At 66.6% G+C, this 19342-nt stretch carries 16 protein-coding genes; 12 read left to right on the top strand and 4 right to left on the bottom strand.

Annotated elements, in window-relative coordinates:
• Positions 1-6: 6 nt before the first annotated feature.
• A complete protein-coding gene (locus DM450_RS05755; RefSeq protein WP_142633199.1) occupies positions 7-465 on the top strand; it encodes an SRPBCC family protein in 459 nt (152 codons plus the stop codon).
• Complete coding sequence (locus DM450_RS05750) at positions 462-947, top strand: GFA family protein (RefSeq protein ID WP_142633197.1); 486 nt, start codon at positions 462-464, stop codon at positions 945-947. Before DM450_RS05755 ends, DM450_RS05750 begins: the two co-directional genes overlap by 4 nt.
• Here the strand turns inward: DM450_RS05750 and DM450_RS05745 are convergent, their stop codons facing one another.
• The gene (locus DM450_RS05745; RefSeq protein ID WP_142633195.1) at positions 948-1550 is read right to left on the bottom strand and encodes a DnaJ domain-containing protein; all 603 of its coding nucleotides are present in this window, start codon (positions 1548-1550) and stop codon (positions 948-950) included. It abuts the gene before it with no gap.
• Between the two features lie 39 nt (positions 1551-1589).
• Here DM450_RS05745 and DM450_RS05740 point away from each other — a divergent pair, with 39 nt between their 5' ends.
• The 9 genes from DM450_RS05740 to DM450_RS05700 all read left to right on the top strand — a co-directional run bounded on the left by DM450_RS05740 (position 1590) and on the right by DM450_RS05700 (position 10604).
• Positions 1590-1862, top strand: a complete 273-nt coding sequence (locus DM450_RS05740; protein ID WP_185928721.1) for a BolA family protein — start codon at positions 1590-1592, stop codon at positions 1860-1862.
• Between the two features lie 174 nt (positions 1863-2036).
• Positions 2037-2693, top strand: coding sequence for an ATP phosphoribosyltransferase (gene hisG / locus DM450_RS05735; RefSeq protein ID WP_142633191.1), 657 nt, complete (start codon positions 2037-2039; stop codon positions 2691-2693).
• Entirely contained in the window at positions 2693-3982 is a 1290-nt protein-coding gene (hisD, locus tag DM450_RS05730) for a histidinol dehydrogenase (RefSeq protein WP_142633189.1), read from the top strand. The genes hisG and hisD overlap by 1 nt, the downstream gene beginning before the upstream one ends.
• Positions 3979-4434 carry a transcription antitermination factor NusB gene (gene nusB / locus DM450_RS05725; protein WP_142633187.1) on the top strand — a complete coding sequence of 152 codons (456 nt, stop codon included), beginning with the start codon at positions 3979-3981 and terminating at the stop codon, positions 4432-4434. Before hisD ends, nusB begins: the two co-directional genes overlap by 4 nt.
• 70 nt (positions 4435-4504) lie before the next feature.
• A complete protein-coding gene (thiL, locus tag DM450_RS05720; RefSeq protein ID WP_142633185.1) occupies positions 4505-5464 on the top strand; it encodes a thiamine-phosphate kinase in 960 nt (319 codons plus the stop codon).
• A 118-nt stretch (positions 5465-5582) separates the two neighbouring features.
• The gene (locus tag DM450_RS05715; protein ID WP_142633183.1) at positions 5583-6140 is read left to right on the top strand and encodes a hypothetical protein; all 558 of its coding nucleotides are present in this window, start codon (positions 5583-5585) and stop codon (positions 6138-6140) included.
• A 280-nt stretch (positions 6141-6420) separates the two neighbouring features.
• On the top strand, positions 6421-8514 hold the full coding sequence (locus DM450_RS05710; protein WP_142633181.1) for a sodium-translocating pyrophosphatase: 2094 nt from the start codon (positions 6421-6423) through the stop codon (positions 8512-8514).
• Between the two features lie 105 nt (positions 8515-8619).
• Positions 8620-9759 carry a GNAT family N-acetyltransferase gene (locus DM450_RS05705; protein WP_142633180.1) on the top strand — a complete coding sequence of 380 codons (1140 nt, stop codon included), beginning with the start codon at positions 8620-8622 and terminating at the stop codon, positions 9757-9759.
• Entirely contained in the window at positions 9756-10604 is an 849-nt protein-coding gene (locus tag DM450_RS05700) for a transcriptional regulator (protein ID WP_142633178.1), read from the top strand. Before DM450_RS05705 ends, DM450_RS05700 begins: the two co-directional genes overlap by 4 nt.
• 215 nt (positions 10605-10819) lie before the next feature.
• Here DM450_RS05700 and DM450_RS05695 read toward each other — a convergent pair whose 3' ends face one another.
• Positions 10820-13504, bottom strand: coding sequence for a M1 family metallopeptidase (locus DM450_RS05695; RefSeq protein ID WP_142633176.1), 2685 nt, complete (start codon positions 13502-13504; stop codon positions 10820-10822).
• Between the two features lie 212 nt (positions 13505-13716).
• Between DM450_RS05695 and DM450_RS05690 the strand changes: the two genes are divergently transcribed.
• Positions 13717-14418, top strand: coding sequence for a hypothetical protein (locus tag DM450_RS05690; protein ID WP_142633174.1), 702 nt, complete (start codon positions 13717-13719; stop codon positions 14416-14418).
• A 4-nt stretch (positions 14419-14422) separates the two neighbouring features.
• Here DM450_RS05690 and uvrC read toward each other — a convergent pair whose 3' ends face one another.
• Positions 14423-16366, bottom strand: coding sequence for an excinuclease ABC subunit UvrC (uvrC, locus tag DM450_RS05685; protein WP_185928759.1), 1944 nt, complete (start codon positions 16364-16366; stop codon positions 14423-14425).
• A gap of 211 nt (positions 16367-16577) precedes the next feature.
• Positions 16578-19187, bottom strand: a complete 2610-nt coding sequence (locus tag DM450_RS05680) for a TonB-dependent receptor (protein WP_185928720.1) — start codon at positions 19185-19187, stop codon at positions 16578-16580.
• Between the last annotated feature and the right edge of the window lie 155 nt (positions 19188-19342).

Raw genomic sequence — 19342 nt, 5'->3', positions numbered from 1 at the left:
ATGCCCGTGAGCGCGACCAACCACGAACTGTCGATCACCCGCCATATCGACGCGCCTGTCGCCGAAGTCTGGGACGTTCTCGCCAACCGGCAGGAAGAATGGTGGTGCCCCCGGCCCTGGCGCGTCGAAGTGGACGAGCAGGACAAGCGCCCCGGCGGCGTCTGCCGCATGACGATGTACGGCCCCGAAGGCGAAGTCGCGCCGCAGAACGGTATCTATCTCGCCTACGACGAAGGCCGCCGTTTCGTCACGACCGACGCCGTGACCGGCGAGTTCCAGCCATCCGGCCCCTTCATGATCGGCATCTGGGAAGTCGAACCCGAAGGCAGCGGCACCCGCTACACCGCCCGCGCCCGCCACTGGAACGCCGAAACCATGCAGCAGCACGCGGACATGGGCTTCGCACAGGGCTGGTCGGCCTGCGCCGATCAGCTTGCCGAAATCTGCGAAGGCAAAGTCTCTTGAGCGAGGGCGCCGAGGGCGGCTGCACCTGCGGCCAGGTCCGCTACCGGCTGCTGGACGACCCCATCGTTGTCCACTGCTGCCATTGCCGCTGGTGCCAGCGCGAAACCGGCAGTGCCTGCGCCCTCAACGCGGTGATCGAGGCGGACCGGGTGGAACTGGTCGGCAAGACCGCGCCGGAACGCATCGAGACGCCGTCGCTCAGCGGCAAGGGGCAGGCGATCCTGCGCTGCCCCGCCTGCAAGGTCGCGCTCTGGAGCCACTACGGCGGCGCGGGCGACAGGGCCGCTTACGTCCGCGTCGGCACGCTCGACCATCCCGATGCCTTCCCGCCCGACGTGCATATCTTCACGGGGAGCAGGCAACCATGGGTCGTGCTCCCCGAACGGGCCGAACAGTACGAAGTGTTCTATTCCGGCAAGGACGTGGTGCGGATCTACGGCGACAATGCGGCGGCCCGCTGGAAAGTCCTGCGCAGCGGCTGATCAGGTGAAGGCGCTGGCCTTGTTGAGCAGCTGATAGGCCTCGACCACCGATTGCAGCCTGCTTGCGTGGCCATGATCACCGCCGTTGTGGTCCGGGTGATACTGGCGCAGCAGCCGCGTGTAGCGCAGGCGCAAAGTCTTGCGATCAATGCTGCCGTCCAGCCCCAGCACCCCCAGCGCACGGCGCTCGTCCGGCGTGAAACGGGCGTTTTGCGGGTGCATGTCCGCCTTCATGTCGGCCTGACGCTGACGCATATGCGCCCTTGCCCGCCCGCTGATCGCATCCAGCGGATCGGCGAAATCGGCCCATTTCGGCGCCCCGTCCACCCCCGCATCGGGCCGGAACGCGCGCGTCTGCGTCTCCCAGCCATGCAGCGGCGACTGCGCCCGGAAGATCTCTTCCGCGCTCATGCCGTCGAAATAGTCGTATCCCGAATTGAACTCGCGCACATGGTCGAGGCAGAACCAGCGATAGTCGCCCGGCCCGTCGAAACTGGGCGTGCGCCCGCCCGGCGCGCGGAACTCGCCCGCCTCGTCGCACCCCGGCCAACTGCACACGCGCCCGCCGGATTCGACCCTTCCATGAAATCTAGAATGTCTCACCGGCTTCCAGATGGGGGATCGAGCGCCTAAATGGAAGCCATGAACGGACCACTCGAACAGGAAATGCGGCAACTGCTGGTCGCCGCCTTCGCCCCCACGCAGCTTGACGTGATCAACGATTCCGCCACGCACCGCGGCCATTCCGGTGATGACGGCAGCGGCGAATCGCACTTCACGATTGCGATCGAAAGCCCTGCCTTTGCCGGTGTCTCGCGCCTCCAGCGCCAGCGCCTCGTCAACGCCGCGCTGGGCGACATTCCCGGCAACCGCGTCCACGCCGTCGCCATCAAGGCCCGCGCGCCGGGAGAGTAAGCACTTGGATTTGGCGGTACCAGCCCGCTCCCGCTCGGTCCCCTATCAGGTGACCAGATTGGGGAGCGGGCTGGTACCGGCCACAAGAGCGTCCAACGGGCATTTTCCAAACCGACGCGCACCGGTTTTATCGCCGGTTGCCCTTTTCGCGCTCCCAGCCTACATGCGCGCACCATGCCGACACCCTTGATCTTTGCCGTGCCTAAGGGCCGAATCCTCGACGAAGCGCTGCCGCTGATGGCGCACGCCGGCGTGGTGCCCGAGGCGGAGTTCCACGACAAGAAGTCGCGCGCGCTCTCTTTTGCGTGCGAGAACAGCGACATGCGCCTGATCCGCGTGCGCGCGTTCGACGTCGCGACCTTCGTGGCTCATGGCGCGGCGCAAGTCGGCATCGTCGGTTCCGACGTGGTGGAAGAGTTCGCCTACCCCGATCTCTACGCCCCGGTTGATCTCGATATCGGCCACTGCCGCCTCTCGGTTGCCGAGCGCGAAGGCGAACAGGGCGGCGCCCTGCCGTCGCACTTGCGGGTGGCCAGCAAGTATCCGAACCTGACGCGCAAGCACTACGAGAAGCTCGGCGTGCAGGCCGAAGTGGTGAAGCTGAACGGCGCGATGGAACTGGCGCCTTCGCTCGGCCTGTCGAGCCGCATCGTCGATCTCGTCTCCACGGGCCGCACCCTCAAGGAAAACGGCCTCGTCGAGACGAGCCGCATCCTCGACATTTCCGCGCGCCTGATCGTCAACCGCGCCGCCCTCAAGACCGACGAGCGTGTCGCCGCACTGGTCGATGCCTTCCGCGCACTCGTCGCCGAACGCAAGGTCGCCGCCTGATGCAGCGTCTCTACAGCCAGGACGCGGGCTTCGCCGAAGCCTTCCGGCGCGTCGTTGCCGACCGCCGCGAGAGCGCCACCGATGTCGCGCGTGACGTCGCCGACATCCTTGCCGCCGTGCGGGAGCGCGGTGACGCGGCGCTGGCCGATTACACCGCGCGGTTCGACGGCCACGATCTCGACCAGACCGGCTGGCGCATCGACGCCGAAACCTGCCGCGCCGCGTTCGAGGCTCTCAAGCCCGAACTGCGCGAGGCGCTCGAACTCGCGGCGGAGCGCATCCGCGCTTATCACGGCGCCCAGCTTCCCGAGAACCGCGACTATACCGATGCCGCCGGTGTGCGCCTCGGTGCCGTGTGGCGCGCGGTCGACGCCGCCGGGCTCTATGTGCCGGGCGGCCGCGCGGCCTATCCTTCCTCGATGCTGATGAACGCGATCCCCGCCAAAGTCGCGGGCGTCGAGCGTCTCGTGGTCGTCACGCCGACCCCCAAGGGCGAAGTCAATGCGCTTGTCCTTGCTGCCGCGCATCTTGCCGGTGTCGACGAAGTCTGGCGCGTGGGCGGCGCCCATGCCGTCGGCGCGCTGGCCTATGGCACCGAGCGGATCGCGCCCGTCGACGTCATCACCGGCCCCGGCAATGCCTGGGTGGCCGAAGCCAAGCGCCAGCTCTACGGCGTTGTCGGCATCGACATGGTGGCCGGGCCCAGCGAAATTCTCGTCATCGCGGATGCGAAGAACGAACCACGCCGCATCGCCGCCGACCTGCTGAGCCAGGCGGAGCACGATCCGACCTCGCAGTCGATCCTCATCACCGACGATGCCGCCTACGCGGACGCCGTGGCCGAGGCGGTGGAGGTCGAACTCTCCGCCCTCGCCACCGAGGCGACCGCGCGCCAGTCGTGGAACGACTACGGCGTCATCGTCGTCGTCGAGAGCTTCGACGAGGCTCCGGCGCTGGCCGATGCGCTTGCCGCCGAACATGTCGAGATCGCCACCGACGATCCCGAAAGCCTGTTCCGCCGGATCCGCCACGCCGGATCGGTGTTCCTGGGCCGCATGACCCCCGAAGCGGTGGGCGATTACGTCGCCGGTCCCAACCACGTGCTGCCCACCGGGCGCCGCGCGCGGTTCGCCTCGGGCCTTTCGGTCCTTGATTTCATGAAGCGCACCAGCTTCATCCAGCTCGATTCTGCGGCGCTTGAGGCCATTGGCCCCGCCGCCGTTGCCCTTGCCGATGCCGAAGGGCTTCCCGCGCACGCGCGCTCCATTTCCGTGAGACTTTCCCAATGAGCAATCCCCAGCCCAATTCCAAGCAGGCCCGCTCGGCCGCCCGCCTTGCCGCCGTCCAGGCCCTCTACCAGTTCGAGATGGAAGGCACCGCGCAGGCCATCCTGCTCGACGAATTCCACCGCCACCGGCTTGGCGCGGAAATCGACGAGGAACAGTACGCCAAGGCCGAAGTCGCCTTCTTCGACGACGTGGTGAAGGGCGTGATCGCCCGCCGCGACGAGATCGACGAACTGCTCTCCGGCAAGCTCGCCGAAGGCTGGTCGCTCGCCCGTCTCGACAAGACCATGCTGCAGATCCTGCGCGCCGGCGTTTACGAACTGCTGGCCCGCCCCGACGTGCCGACCGGCGCGGCGATCGGCGAATATCTCGACGTCGCCCACGCCTTCTTCGACGCGCGCGAGGCGAAGTTCGTCAACGGCGTGCTTGATGCCGTCGCCAAGGCCGTTCGCTGAGCTTTTTGCGCAGCATCGGCGCCCACACCCGATCTCGACAATGGGCCCTGCCGGGCCCATTGTCATTTCCATGACCCGCGAATTCGCCTTCATCGAAGCCCTGCGCGCCATTGCCGTCAGCCCGGCCGCGCGCGGCCTTGCGGACGATGCCGCCGTGCTCGAAATCGGCGGCGAAAAGCTGGTCCTGACGATGGACACGCTGGTCGAGGGCATCCACTTCCTGCCCGACGACTCGCCCGAAAGCATCGCCTGGAAACTGGTGGCGGTGAACGCGTCGGACCTTGCCGCCAAGGGCGCCGAGCCATTGGGCTGCCTCAAGTCCCACGCATTGGGCGAGGACGAGTGGGACCGCGCCTTTCTCGGCGGCATGGATCAGGCCTGCCGCCATTTCCGCCTGCCGCTGCTGGGCGGCGACACCGTGCGCATGCCGCGCGGTTCGGCGCGCAGCTTCTCGCTCACCGCCATCGGCCGGGGCATCGAAGACGTGCCGGTGCCCTCCCGCAGCGGCGCGCAGGCGGGCGATGTGGTCTGGTGCAGCGGCACGCTGGGCGATTCCGGCCTCGGCCTGGCGCTGCTGTCGGACCGGGTGAAGGACGTCAGCCCCGACCATGACTGGCTGATCGACCGCTATCGCCGCCCAATGCCCGAACCGGCGCTGGGCGCCGCGCTCGCCCCGCTCACCAGCGCGATGATGGACGTATCGGACGGCCTGCTGATCGACGCGCGGCGCATGGCCGATGCCAGCGGCGTCGCCATCCATTTCGATGCCTCCGAAGTCCCGCTTTCAGGCGCCTATCGCGCTGTCGCCGGGGACAATGTCGAACAGCGCATCGCCGCGATGACGGCGGGAGACGACTACGTCCTGCTGTTCACCGCCCCGCCGGTGAACAGCGCCTATTTGCGCGCCGCAGCCAAGGGGCTGGATACGCAAATCCACGCCATCGGTACGGTTTCCGAAGGCAGCGGCATCGTTCTGGAATGGAAGGGTTCGCCGATCTCGCTGCCGGATCGGCTGGGTTATCAGCATTAGGCCCGGCATACTTGCGCGGCGGCGATTGCGATGACCGCTCCTAGCGATTGCCGTTTTTAAGCTACCGTTCCAGGTACGCCCCATTGCAGACGTCTGAGCCTATGCGTAGCCTCGACCCATGAACCCTACGTTTCAGACCGTCTTTGATCTAATTCGGCAACCGAACCTCATCCAACCCGCATATTGGTTTATTGCGATCTTTGTCTTCGCTGCCGTAATTCTCGTCACGTTGGCATGGTTGGCTGTCAGAAGACGTCGGCGCTGGCGTCGCTCTCTACCTATATTTGCAGTCGCATGGGTAGCTATCTGCACCTACGTTATTGCGACCGATGTTCGCGACACAATAGAAATTCGCAATGCCGTCGTTGCAGGAAAAGTTCAGGTTGCTGAAGGCTGCTTGGATTATTTTCGTCCAGGCTCTCCTCAAGGAACGAAGTCTACCGCAGGGAACGAAGAGTGGAGCGTCGATGGCCGCGTGTTCAACTATGGTGCCGGTGAAGTGCGCCCGGCATTTCACGCCGTCTCGACAGCGGAAGGCCCAGTCCGCGCAGATTCTCGTGTGCGAGTTTCGTTTGTTGTCAGTCCGGCCTATGGCCGACGCGAGATCGTGAAGCTTGAATTAGCCCCGCACGCATGTCCTAACGCCCGCCTAGTTAATGCGTTTGATCAGCCGTAAGGGGATGGCAGCTTCCCACCCAAATCAGACCTCCCCACCCGCTCAGGCTGAGCCTGTCGAAGCCCCCTGGGTCGGCACCACGGCTCCCCATCCTTCGACAGGCTCAGGATGAGCAGTATGGGCGGGACGAAGGTCCGCATTCCCGCCAAGTTCCTCCCGACAAAATCGACTTCGGATGAAGGCGCTTGCCAGTAATCCTCCTTGTCTATAGCCCTTTACGTGCAGAACGGGAAAAACCGTCGAAAATAGCGAATGTTCGCGTGGGAAAAGGGGGCGTTTTGTGAATCCAGTCACGATCGCAATTATCCTGGGGCTTCTGGCCATTCTCTATGGCTTCATTACCAGCAGACAGGTTCTCGGCGCTCCGGCCGGGTCCGACAAGATGCAGGAGATCGCCGCCGCCATTCAGGAAGGCGCGCAGGCCTACCTCAAGCGGCAATATTCGACCATCGCCGTCGTCGGCATCGTCGTTGCCATCATCATTTCGCTGACGCTGGGGCATATCTCGGCCATCGGCTTTGTCATCGGCGCGATCCTTTCAGGCGTCGCCGGGTTCATCGGCATGAACATCTCGGTCCGCTCCAACGTGCGCACCGCCGCCGCCGCGCAGACCGGCTTGCAAGCGGGGCTGACGCTGGCCTTCCGCGCGGGCGCCATCACCGGGATGCTCGTCGCAGGCCTCGCGCTGCTCGCGATCGCGGTGTTCTACTGGTATCTGACCGGCCCCGGCGGCCACACCGTCGGCGGTGAGGATCGCACCGTTGTGCAGGCGCTGACCGCCCTCGCCTTCGGCGCCTCGCTCATCTCGATCTTCGCGCGTCTTGGCGGCGGCATCTTCACCAAGGCCGCCGATGTGGGCGCCGACCTCGTCGGCAAGGTGGAAGCGGGCATCCCCGAGGATGACCCGCGCAACCCCGCCGTCATTGCCGACAACGTGGGCGACAATGTGGGCGACTGCGCCGGCATGGCCGCCGACCTGTTCGAGACCTATGTCGTCACCGTCGGCGCCACGATGGTGCTGACCGCGCTGCTGATGAAGGGCATTGCCAATTTCGAAGGCCTGATGGCGCTGCCGCTGCTGATCGGCGGCGTCTGCATCGTCACCTCGATCATCGGCACCTACTTCGTGCGCCTCGGCGGATCGCAGAACATCATGGGGGCCATGTACAAGGGTTTCCTGGTCACCGCGGTCCTGTCGATCCCGGCGATCTGGTGGGCGATCGATTACGCGCTGGGCGATATCGGCGCCGAGATCGGCACCACCGGCTTCTCCGGCAAGTCGCTGTTCCACTGCGCGCTGGTCGGCCTTGTCATCACCGGGCTGATCATCTGGATCACCGAATACTACACCGGCACCGGCTACCGGCCGGTCCGCTCGATCGCCAAGGCATCGGAGACCGGACACGGCACCAATGTCATCCAGGGCCTCGCCATCAGCCTAGAGGCGACCGCGCTGCCTACCGTGGTGATCGTGGCGGGTATCATCATCGCCTATCAGATGGCCGGCCTGCTCGGCATCGCCTATGCGGCAACGTCGATGCTGGCACTGGCGGGCATGGTGGTGGCGCTGGACGCTTACGGTCCCGTTACCGACAATGCCGGCGGCATCGCCGAAATGGCCGGGCTGGACGACAGTGTGCGCGAGAAGACCGACGCGCTGGACGCCGTGGGCAACACCACCAAGGCGGTGACCAAGGGCTATGCCATCGGCTCGGCGGGGCTTGCCGCGCTGGTGCTGTTCGCGGCCTACACCACGGACCTGCGCGAGTTCTTCCCCGATCTCGACGTCGATTTCAGCCTGGAGAATCCCTACGTCATCGTCGGGCTGCTGCTCGGCGCGCTGCTGCCCTACCTGTTCGGGGCCATGGGCATGACGGCGGTGGGCCGCGCGGCGGGCGACGTGGTCAAGGACGTGCGCGAGCAGTTCAAGGCCAATCCCGGTATCATGACCTACGAAACCAAGCCGGACTATGCCCGCACCGTGGACCTCGTGACCAAGGCGGCGATCAAGGAGATGATCGTGCCCTCGCTGCTGCCGGTGCTGACGCCGATCGCGGTCTATTTCGCGATCTCGTTCGTGGCGGGGGTGGAGAACGGCTTTGCCGCCCTCGGCGCACTGCTGCTGGGGGTGATCGTCGGCGGGTTGTTCGTGGCGCTCTCGATGACCTCGGGCGGCGGTGCCTGGGACAATGCCAAGAAGTTCATCGAAGACGGCCACCACGGCGGCAAGGGTTCCGAGGCCCACAAGGCCGCGGTCACCGGCGATACCGTGGGCGATCCGTACAAGGACACCGCCGGACCTGCGGTGAACCCGATGATCAAGATCACCAATATCGTCGCCCTGCTGTTGCTCGCAGCACTGGCGGCGGGTTGACCTCCCGGTTGCAGCAATCCCCCGGCGGAGCGATCCGCCGTGGGATTTGCCTTTTCCGGCACTGCGTTAGGCTTTCCTTGAAACCGAGGCGCTAGAACGCCCTCCATGCTCACGACCAGCCCCCCGGTCCACGAGGACGCGCCCGGCCACTGCGGCACCATTGCCGCCGTGCCATTGCGGGAGCTGGCGAGCGACGTGCGTGCATGGGATGCCCTGGCCCGGCGCGCCAGCGAGGCCAATCCGTTCTACGAAAGCTGGTACCTGCTGCCCTCGCTGCGCCACCTCGCCAGCGGGGAATGCGTGGAGATGCTCCGTTTCGAACGCGATGGCCGCCTCGCGGGCCTGCTGCCTATCGTGCGCAGCCGCCACTATTACCGCTGGCCGGTGCCGAACATGGCAGGCTGGCTGCACGCCAACGCCTTCCTGGGCACCCCATTGATCGAACGCGGCGCAGAGCAGGCCTTCTGGCGCGCGCTGCTCGCATGGGCCGACGGCTCGGCGCGCAGCGCTATGTTCCTGCACTTGCGGGCGATCCCGCTGGGCGGGCCGGTCCATCGCGGCCTCGAGGACGCACTCGGCAACCGTACCGCCGCCATCGTCCACCGCGAGGAACGCGCCCTCCTTCGCTCCGACCTTTCGCCCGATGCCTACCTGGAAGCCTCGCTTTCCGGGAAGAAGCGCAAGGAAATCCGCCGCCAGTGGAACCGCCTCGGCGAATGCGGCGAGGTCACGGTCGAACGGCTCGGCGGCAGCGACGGGCTTCAGGGCTGGATCGACGAATTTCTGGCGCTCGAAGCGGCAGGCTGGAAAGGCAATGCCGGGTCCGCGCTCGCCAGCCTGGAGACGACGCGGACGCTGTTTCGCGAGGCGCTGTCCGGCGCCGCCGCCGGTGCCCGGCTGGAACGGCTCGCCCTGCGGCTCGACGGCAAGCCGATCGCCATGCTGGCCACATTCCTCACCCCGCCCGGCGCCTTCTCGTTCAAGACCGCGTTTGACGAGAGCTTCGGCCGCTTTTCACCCGGCGTCCTGCTTCAGCGCGAATACCTCGACGTGCTTGCCCGCGCCGACATCGCCTGGACCGACAGCTGCGCGGCGCAGGATCACCCGATGATCGACCACCTCTGGCGCGAGCGCCGCGTGCTTGGCCGCCTCTCCATTGCCATCGGCGGGCCGGTGCGCCGTGCGCTGTTCCAGCGCTTCATGTCCGCCGAACTCGCCCGCAATCCCGCTGGAACCACTGGATGAACGCCCCCGCCCTTCCCGTCTTCGGTGCTCCGGCGCGCGCGCTGTTTGCCGCAAGCTACCCCGAAGCGCCGCACAAGCTGCCGCATACGCTGACCAGCCACCCCTTGCTGGACCTCGAAGCGCTCGCCGCGCTGGCGGAAACCGTGCCCGCCAGTTCGGTCGAGTACAACTTCGGCAACCAGCCCCTCGGCATCGACGGCAAGCCCGCGCCCACCGGCATCCGCATCGGCCGCACCATCCGCGAGATCGAGACGACCAACTCCTGGGCCGTCATCAAGAATATCGAGCAGCACCCCGACTACGCCCGCCTGCTCGAAGACCTGCTCGCCGAACTGCGCCCGATGATCGAGGAAAAGACCGGCGTCATGATGAAGCTGCAAGGCTTCATCTTCGTCACCTCGGCAGGCGGCGTCACGCCCTATCACTTCGACCCCGAGCACAACATCCTGCTGCAAGTGCGCGGCCACAAGGTCATGACCCAGTTCCCCGCCGGAAACGCCCGCTTCGCGCCCGATGAAGTGCACGAAACCTACCACACCGGGGGCGGCCGCGAGCTGAAATGGCGGGACGAACTGCTGGAAGGCGGCCGCGAATTCGCGCTGGGTTCGGGCGAGGCCGTGTTCGTGCCGGTGATGGCGCCGCATTTTGTGCGGAACGGCACCGAACCTTCGGTTTCGCTCTCGATCACGTGGCGTTCGGAATGGAGCTTTGCCGAAGCGGACGCCCGGGCGTTCAACGGGGTGCTGCGGAAGTTGGGCCTCAAACCCAAGGCGCCGGGGCGCTGGCCGGCGCGCAATCGCGCCAAGGCACTGGCCTGGCGGGTGCTGCGCAAGTTCAAGAAATAAGAGAAAGTCCTGGGGCCCTTCGACAAGCTCGGGAGATCCCCCAGACCCGCAGAATGTCTATGTTGCGCCCTGCCTATCCGTCTTGCGCTCACTGAGAGCCGGGAGACAAATAGCCTCCGGCTGCAAGGAGCGCACAACCGATAGGCGAGGCGCAACGAAGACGGTAATGGGGGTGCAGGGGGGCTATGCTCCCCTGCTTTTACCCTTCCCCCTACTCACTTGACCCACTTAGCCACCTGCTCGCGCTGACGCGGACGGTTGGCGAGACGTTCCTTGAGCGCGGTCAGCGCCTGCACCACCGGCTTGGCCTCGTCGGCCGGAAGCGTGGCGGCATAGGCTTCGATCTTGCCGACCATCGCGGCATCGGTGCTCGAGGCGACGATGCGGGCAAAGAAGCGTGCGCGGCCCGAGTGTTCGATCAGCGCGTCGACCTTGGCCTGATTGGCGCGCACGAAGTCGAAGGCCATTTCCGGGTGCGCGCGGGCGACCGAGGTGATGATCTGCGAGGCGCTGGTGGCATCCGGCGTGCCGGAGATCGCGAAGGCCAGCGATTCCCCGGCCAGCGCGTCGTCCTTGGCGAGGCCGAGGTTCGAGTAGTACATCTGGCGCTCGACAAAGCTGGTGGCGCCGGCGGCCTGCTTGCGCAGCAGTTCCCAGTCGGCGCGGTTGGCGTTGGCGGCGGCGACCGAGAGCCAGGTGCCCTTGAGCGGGCCGTCGAGCGACTGCGGGTTCGTCGTCAGGCCCTGAAGGCGGCGGCGCGCTTCGGCCACGACCTTGGCATCACCCACCGCGCCCAGCGTCTCGATCAGCTGCGCGCGCAGTTCGGTATCGACCAGCGGCTCGCCGGCAGTGCCGTCGAAGCCCAGCTTGCCGAGACGCGGCGACCAGATCTTCGAGATGCGTGTGCCCAGCGCCGTGCGGGCCGGTTTCGCGGCATCGCCGTCGAGCAGGCCGTAGACCGCCTGCCAGCGCGCCGCGACGTTACCCGACAGCACGGCGTCGGCATTAGGCGAGAAGGCCGAGAGGAAGTCGAGGCCGACCGCCATGTCCTGATACCCCGCCAGCGCCAGCGAGAGGTTGTCGCGGGCAAGGCCGTACTGGTCGATCGGGGCCAGCTTGCCGAACGCGGCGACCAGCGCCTTGATCGCCGGGGCCGGATAGAGCGTGCGGTAGTAGCCGAGCTGCCCTGCATTGACGAGGACCGGGCCGCAACCGGCCAGGGTCATGCTTTCGCTGCGCTGCGCCATCAGGTGACGGGCGGGCGCGGCATCGCCGACACGCACCAGCAGCGGCATCGGCCAGACGGGCGCGGTCGTGCCGCGTGCGGCGGGGTCGAGCGAGAAGGCATCCTGCGTCAGGTCGAGGCGGGTCTGGCCGTTCTGGCACGACACCGCGTTGACGCGCAGCAGCGGCACGCCCGGCGTGTGGGTGAAGGCCTCGGCGATGCGGTCCACGTCCTTGCCGCCGGCAGCTTCCATCGCCGCCCAGAGATCGCGGCTGGAGGTGTTGGAGTAGGCGTGGCGCTTCATGTAGAGGCGCATGCCGTCACGCCAGGTGTCGGGCCCGACGTAGTCCTCCAGCATCGAGATGACCGCCTGCCCCTTCTGGTAGGTGATCGAATCGAAGGCCTGCTCCATTTCCGAAACGGTGCGGACCTTCTGCACCACCGGGTGGGTGGTGGGCAGCGCGTCGAGCGCCATCGCGCCTTCGCGGCCGTCGACGGCGCCCAGCTTCCAGTTCCAGTCCGGATTGAAGTGATCGGTCGCCTTGGCGGCAAACCAGCTGGCAAAACCCTCGTTCAGCCAGATGTCGTCCCACCAGGCCATCGTCACCAGATCGCCGAACCACTGGTGCGCGGTCTCGTGCGCCTGCACGCTGTAGATGCTCTGCTTGCCCGCGGGGCTGGTGGTCTTGGGATCGAGCAGCAGGATACGCTCGAAGGTCATGATCGCGCCCCAGTTCTCCATCGCACCGAAGAACTGCGAGGTGCCGGGGGCGGCGATGTTGTCCAGCTTGGGCAGCGGGAACTTGACGCCGAAGTAGTCATCGAACCACGGCAGGATCTGGGCCAGGCCCTCGCGCGCATAATCGGCCTGCGCGCCGCTGCCCGCAGGCGCGACGATGCCGACGTCGACGCCGTCCGCCGCCTTTTGCGACGAGCGTTCGAAATCGCCCATGCCGAAGAACAGCAGGTAGGAACTCATCTTCGGCGTCGTCGCGAACGTCACGCGCTTGAGGCCGCCGGCGAGCATTTCCTGCCCCTTCACCGGCATGTTGCCGAGCGCCATGCGGTCGGCCGGAACGATGGCCGAAACGTCGAAGGTCGCCTTGTAGCTGGGCTCGTCGAAGCTCGGCACGAAGCGGCGGGCGTCGGGGGCCTCGAACTGGGTGAACAGGCCGCGCACTTCCTTGCCGGTGCGCTTGTCGGGATAGTCGAGCGCGAAGAGGCCCGAGGGCTGCGTGCCGATCTTGCCCGCATAGGCCACGTCGAGGCGGTACTGCCCCGGCGCGATGGCCTTGGGGGCGGCAAAGCGCAGGGTCTGCGCGGCCTCGTCGGCCGTGGTGGTCAGGGCGACCGGCTTGCCGTCGGCACCGACGAGCGCAGCACTCGAAACCGCAAGGCCGTTGCCGTGCAGAGTCAGCGCGTCGGTGGCGGAAAAGACAGTGACGTCGATCGAGACCTTGCCGGTGAAGGTCAGCGCCTGCGCGTCGGGCGTCACTTCGATGCGGTAATGCGTCGGACGGGCGTTGCGCGGCAGGTCGCTCGGCACGGTTTCGGGCAGCGGGGCGAGGGTTGCGGCAACTGGAGCAGCCGGCGCGCTGGCGGCAAATGCATGGGCGGAAACGGCAAAGGCAATCACGGCACCGGCCGTGGCAAGGTTACGCAGGGTAGGACGCATGAAAGGGAGGCTCCGAGAATTCGGGTACGGTTTGCGCAGGCAGGACGCCGCGCCAGTCATGCGCGCGTGTTAGCCCGAAGTCCGCCTGCGAACCACCCTGATGCCATGTCGTTTGTCGATGGGAATCATACCTTGGTATTGAAGGCGGCGCGCGACATCCCCTCGCTTTTGTGCGATTTTTCACACTTCCGAAGTGCGACTCGGAGGCTTCCATGACCCAGTTCCATCGCGATGCCGCCAAACGGCCTGCCACGACCCGCCCGCCATCCACCCGCGTTTTCACCCGCACATGGGGCATCGTCCTTGCCCTGTCGGCCTCCGCCATGGCCACCCCCGGCGCCGCGAGAGACGGCTCCGGCCTCTATGATCTGGTCGGCATGCGGGCGAGTTCGGCGGAACGCGAACTGCGCGATCGCGGTTATCGTTTCCAGACCGGTTACGCCGGGGACAAGAACCGCCACGCCTTCTGGTGGAACAGCAAGCACGACCGCTGCGTGGACGTGAAGACCCGCGACGGACGCATTCGCGCCATCGACGATGCCTCGGCCAAGGATTGCGGCAAGAAGTCCGGTTCGGGCACGGGAACCGCGGTGGCCGTCGTCGCCGGTGCCGCGCTGATCGCCGCCCTCGCAGCGTCCGCTTCGCACAAGTCGGACGCCAAGAAGAGCACCGACAGCCCCTCAGGCAACGGAAACGGCGCCGTCACCGTGTCCGACCTCAACGGCTGGCGCGCCTCCACGGCCGACAGCGAACTGCGCAATCGCGGCTTCGCCAATGTCGACGCCTTCCAGAGCGGCAATACCTCCTACACGATCTGGTATCGCCGGGAATCCGCCCAGTGCGTGCAGATGACCACCGCGGACGGCAAGGCCAGCGACGTGCGCGACATCGGCACCCACGAAAAGTGCAAGTGATGCCTCACCCGCCCGGGTGATAGAAATCGTAGATCGTCTGCGCCACCGCCGCGCTGACGCCGGGCGCGCGCTGGAGGTCTTCCAGACTGGCGGCACGCACTTTGCCCGCCGTGCCGAAGTGCAGCAGCAGGGCACGCTTGCGCGCCGGGCCGATGCCGGGGATCTCGTCCAGCGGGCTGGCGGTGATCGCGCGGCTGCGCTTGGCGCGGTGCGCACCGATCACGAAGCGGTGAACCTCGTCGCGCAGGCGCTGGAGATGGAACAGCAGCGGTGAGTTCACCGGCAGCATCTTCTCGCGCCCGTCGGGGAAGTGGAACACCTCGCGCCCCTCGCGCCCGTGGTTGGGGCCCTTGGCGATGGCGATGAGGTTGACGTCCTCGATGCCGAGTTCCTCCAGCGCGTCCTTCACCGCGCTCATCTGCCCCTTGCCGCCGTCGATCAGCACGAGATCGGGCCATGTCCCGCTTTCGCGCTCGGGGTCTTCCTCCTGAACACGGCCGAAGCGGCGGGTCATGACTTCGCGCATCATCGCAAAGTCGTCGTTCGACTGCGCCTCGCGGATGTTGAACTTGCGGTACTGGCTGGTGAGGAAACCCTCCGGCCCCGCCACCACCATCGCGCCGACCGCCTTGCTGCCCTGAATGTGCGAGTTGTCGTAGACTTCCACGCGCTGCGGCAGGTCCGGCAGTTCTAGGAATTCGGCCATCTCGCGCCAGATCTTCGCCTGCGATCCGCGTTCGGCCATGCGCCGGTCGAGCGCCTCGACCGCATTGCGCAGGGCCTGGTCCATCAGCCGGCGGCGGTTGCCGCGCTGGGGGACGGAGATCTCGACCTTGCCGCCCGCCAGTTCGCGGAACGCCTCGGCCATGAGTTCGGCCTCGGGCAGTTCACGGTCGACCAGGATCGTGCGCGCGGGCGGCACTTCCTCGTAGAACTGGGCGAGAAAGCTCTGGAACACCTCTTCTTCCGACAGTCCCTCGGTGTGGCTCGGGAAAAACGCGCGGTGCCCCCAGTTCTGGCCGCCGCGAATGAAGAAGGCCTGCACGCCGATCTGGCCGTTCCTGGCCGCCATCGCGAAAATGTCGGCGCTGTCCATGCCCTCGGCATTGATCGCCTGACTGCCCTGGATGAACGTCGCCGCGCGCAGACGGTCGCGCAGCATGGCGGCGCGCTCGAAGTCCAGCGCTTCGGCGGCTTCGGCCATCTGGCTCTCGATCTTCTTCTGCACCGCGCTGGACTTGCCGCCGAGGAAGTCCTTGGCCTCCTTGACGAGTTCGCCGTAACCCGCCTCGTCGATCCGGCCGACGCAAGGGGCCGAACAGCGCTTGATCTGGTAGAGCAGGCAGGGCCGGTCGCGCCGCGCGAAGAAACTGTCGGTGCAGGAGCGCAGCAGGAACAGCTTCTGCAGCGCGTTGATCGTGGTGTTGACCGATCCGGCACTGGCGAAGGGGCCGTAATAATTGCCCTTCATCTTGCGCGCGCCGCGATGCTTCATGATGCGCGGGAAGTCATGCTCGGCGCGCAGCAGGATGAAGGGGAACGACTTGTCGTCGCGCAGCAGCACGTTGTAGGCGGGGCGGAAACGCTTGATCAGCTGCGCTTCCAGCAGCAGTGCCTCGGCCTCGGAATTGGTGGTGACGATGGTCATGCTGCGCGTCTGGCTGACCATGCGCTGCAGGCGGATCGGCAGGCGTTCCCACTGCGTGTAATTGGTCACGCGGTTGCGCAGCACACGGGCCTTGCCGACGTAGAGCACGTCGCCGCGCGCGTCCTGCATGCGGTAGACGCCGGGCTTGGCGGGCAGCGTGCGCACGACCTCGCGGATCGCTTCCACGCCTTTCATCAGGTCGGGCTGGTCTGAGCCGCGCAGGGCCGAGGTCGCCTGCTCCTCGTTGAAGCGTGCGGTGCCCTTGGGGTGTTCGGGAGTTCCGGCAGGTGTTCGCGCCATGCCCGCCAGATAGGGTATCCGTGCCGGATCGGGTAGCCCCGGCACGGATCAATCCAGAGTCCGTTTGAAAAATGCCCGTGGGGCATTTTTGATGCGGCACCGGCCCGCTCCCCCACCCGACCTCCCATCCAGGATACACTGTTGTGGGAGGTCGGGTGGGGAGCGGGCCGGTGCCGCAAAATCCGCCCATGGCGGATTTTCAGACAAGTACTCAGAACATCTTGCGCACGTCGATGCCGATCACGCGGCCTTGCGGGCTGCGATAGGCGCGCTGGTAGGCGATCGGCGTCAGGCCATTGTCGTCGGTGACCTTCTGGCGCGAATCGAGCAGGTTGTCGGCCACGAACGACACGCGCATGCCCTTGAGGAACGGCACTTTCTTCACCAGCTCTTCCTTGCGGCCGAGGTCGGCGAAGATGCGCAGGTTGGCCACGAACGTGCTGCCGAAGCGCAAGTCGGTGCTGCCCGGCGCGCCGGTGCCGTCCACCGTGCTGGGCGCATCCCACTCGGCCTTCAGGCGGAAACCGTAGCCGTTGGAGAACAGGCCACCCTCGGCCTCGATGACATGGCGCGGCACGCCGCCCGCCGTCAGCGCCTCGCCGTTCAGCTGGTCGAGTTCGGGCACACCCTCGGCGATCCGCACCCGGTCGGTAAAGCGCCAGGTGTGGTAGATCGACAGGTTCCAGCGCGTACCCTGCGGCCCGCGACCACCGCCCATCATCGGCGGCGGCCCGCCGGAGCCGCCCGGACCGCCGGGGCCACGAGCTCCGGCACCGGCACCGCCCGGTCCCCCCGAAGGAGGCCCGCCCGGACCGCCCTGCCCTTGCGCGCCGATGCTGCCCGAGAGATTGAGCCCCCAGCGGATGCGCGAACTGGTTTCCTGATCGAACGTCACCGCACGGCGGTCCAGCGCGATCAGGTTGCCGTCGGCATCACGGGTCACCCGGCCCGCGAAGGCGGATTCCACCGCCGGGGTCAGCATCGGGAAGGCCTCGGAGACGTCGTTCGATCGGTTGTGGAAGTACTCCACCATCAGGTTGGAGCGCTGCAGGAACGGCAGTTGCCAGGTCGCGCCCAGCTTGATGTCGCGCTGCTTTTCCTTGACCAGATCGGGATTGCCGCCGCTCGTCACCGTCACCAGCGCCGTGCGGTTCTGGGTGAAGTCGTAGACCGAGACGTTGTAGGTCTGCACGATCGGCGCGCCCAGCTGGGTGAGCGTGGGCGCCGCCTCCTCGACGATATAGCTCGCCTGGAAGCTCAGCCTGTCGGTCGGCGCCCAGGTCACGCCCGCGCTCCAGTTGTAGAGCGTGCCGAAGTCCGAGAGGTGATCGAGCCCGCCGCTGAGGTTCAGCGTGATGTCGCCCACCGCCCCCAGCGTATCGCGGCTGCGGCTGGTCAGCGGCAGCGCGAGATTGACGAGGCCCGAGAGGTCCCCGCGCGTCAGGCCGATCCGGCCCACATCGGAAGCCGTGTTCTCGCTATTGCTATGCGTATAGTCGTAGCCGCCCTTGAAGGTCAGGTTGGCATCGCCCGCCGGCATCGCGAACGGACGGCCCGAAAGCGTCGCCATCGAGGACAATGTCGTCGTGCGGTTGCGCGCTTCGTCCACACCGGCACCGGGCACGAAAGGCAGGGCCCCGTCGATGGCCAGATCGCCCGCCGCCGCCGCCGCGACCAGACCCGAGGTATCCCGGCGCCGGTCGGTATCGGTCTGGGTGATCGTGTAGCCGGCATCGTTGGTCACGTTGAAATTCCAGGTGCCGAGCATGCGGCTATAGCCAAGCCCGGCCTGAAACTGGTTGGTCTCCACCCGTGTCGCCAGCGGATCGGGCAAGGCACGGATCGCCGAATCGCCGTCCTGCACCAGCGTGACCGTATCGAGCCCCGACCAGCTGTTGGTGACCGAATGCGTGAAGGTGCCGTTGGTGGTGAACGAACCGTCGAGCCCGTCCTTGCCGATGCCCTGTGTCATGGTGCCGTTCAGCGTGAATTCGGAATCGGCTGCCGCAAGGCTGCGATAGTGCGCCGGGCTGGGATCCCCCGCGACGGTGGGAACGCTGCCCTCGGCCTGCGTGACGCCCCGCTCGTCCTCGGTGAGCATCGAGGTATCGCTATATTTTGCGGTGACATTGTAAAGGCGCGGCCCGGCCACCTTGAACAGCCCGGTCTGCAATTCGTAATTGTCATAGCCCCCGCGCGTCGGGCGGTTGTATTCCCCGGCGGCGGTCGCGGCGTCGAACTTCTTCTTGAGGATGATGTTCACCACCCGCTGGTTGGCGGCATACCCGAAACGCAGGGCGACCTCCTCGGGCAGGACTTCCAGGCGGCGGATCGCCTCGGGCGGAATGTCGCGCATCTCGCGGAAGCTGGTGATGCGCTGGCCGTTGACCAGCATCACCGGCCCGCCGCTTCCCCGCCCGCGGCCGCTGCCGGTCTGCGGCGAGATCGCATCGATCAGTTCGCTGATCGAGTTGACGCCGTACGCGGCAATGTCGTCCTCGTCGAAGGTCTGGATCGGCTGCTGCGGCACATCGAGCTGCCCCGCGACCCGCGCCGCGGTGACGACGATGTCCTTGCCGCGCGTGGTGGGCACGATCGTCACCGTGCCTTGCGCATTCGGCTCCGCTTCCGGATCCGGTTTCGGCGCTGCGGAACTGGCCGGCGCGCTCCCGGCGCCGCCGGACGCTTCCGCCGCATCGTCATGCACCGTGCTCAGCCTGCCGGTGGCTGCCACCGGCCCGTCCTGCGCATGGGCCAGGACAGGAGCCATCGCCGACAGGCTGACGCCCGCCGCAAAGGCGATCGTATGAACACTACGCAACTCGGATCTCCGCCAAAAGACAGGGTCGCTATCCCCCGCAGGGCAGATGCCGCGAGTGCGAAACGGCCGCAAGCCGACCTGCGGTAACATTTTGTCGCAAGGCCGCTGCCAGAAGGTGAAATCCGGTCAATTCAACCGAATGTTCGCCAAGGCTT

The organism is Sphingomonas sp. IC081, from assembly GCF_006874585.1.
Lineage (GTDB): Bacteria > Pseudomonadota > Alphaproteobacteria > Sphingomonadales > Sphingomonadaceae > Novosphingobium.
Note: the sequence above shows the minus strand (reverse complement) of the source record. Positions and strands in the feature narration are given on the sequence as shown.

What these genes read in the sequence shown, in the direction of transcription:
- DM450_RS05740 (WP_185928721.1), top strand. Translation starts at nt 1,590, where the DNA reads ATGAACGGACCACTCGAACAGGAAATGCGGCAACTGCTGGTCGCCGCC.
- thiL (WP_142633185.1), top strand. Translation starts at nt 4,505, where the DNA reads ATGACCCGCGAATTCGCCTTCATCGAAGCCCTGCGCGCCATTGCCGTC.
- DM450_RS05695 (WP_142633176.1), bottom strand. Translation starts at nt 13,504, where the DNA reads ATGCGTCCTACCCTGCGTAACCTTGCCACGGCCGGTGCCGTGATTGCC.
- uvrC (WP_185928759.1), bottom strand. Translation starts at nt 16,366, where the DNA reads ATGGCGCGAACACCTGCCGGAACTCCCGAACACCCCAAGGGCACCGCA.
- hisD (WP_142633189.1), top strand. Translation starts at nt 2,693, where the DNA reads ATGCAGCGTCTCTACAGCCAGGACGCGGGCTTCGCCGAAGCCTTCCGG.
- DM450_RS05715 (WP_142633183.1), top strand. Translation starts at nt 5,583, where the DNA reads ATGAACCCTACGTTTCAGACCGTCTTTGATCTAATTCGGCAACCGAAC.
- hisG (WP_142633191.1), top strand. Translation starts at nt 2,037, where the DNA reads ATGCCGACACCCTTGATCTTTGCCGTGCCTAAGGGCCGAATCCTCGAC.
- nusB (WP_142633187.1), top strand. Translation starts at nt 3,979, where the DNA reads ATGAGCAATCCCCAGCCCAATTCCAAGCAGGCCCGCTCGGCCGCCCGC.
- DM450_RS05700 (WP_142633178.1), top strand. Translation starts at nt 9,756, where the DNA reads ATGAACGCCCCCGCCCTTCCCGTCTTCGGTGCTCCGGCGCGCGCGCTG.
- DM450_RS05690 (WP_142633174.1), top strand. Translation starts at nt 13,717, where the DNA reads ATGACCCAGTTCCATCGCGATGCCGCCAAACGGCCTGCCACGACCCGC.
- DM450_RS05705 (WP_142633180.1), top strand. Translation starts at nt 8,620, where the DNA reads ATGCTCACGACCAGCCCCCCGGTCCACGAGGACGCGCCCGGCCACTGC.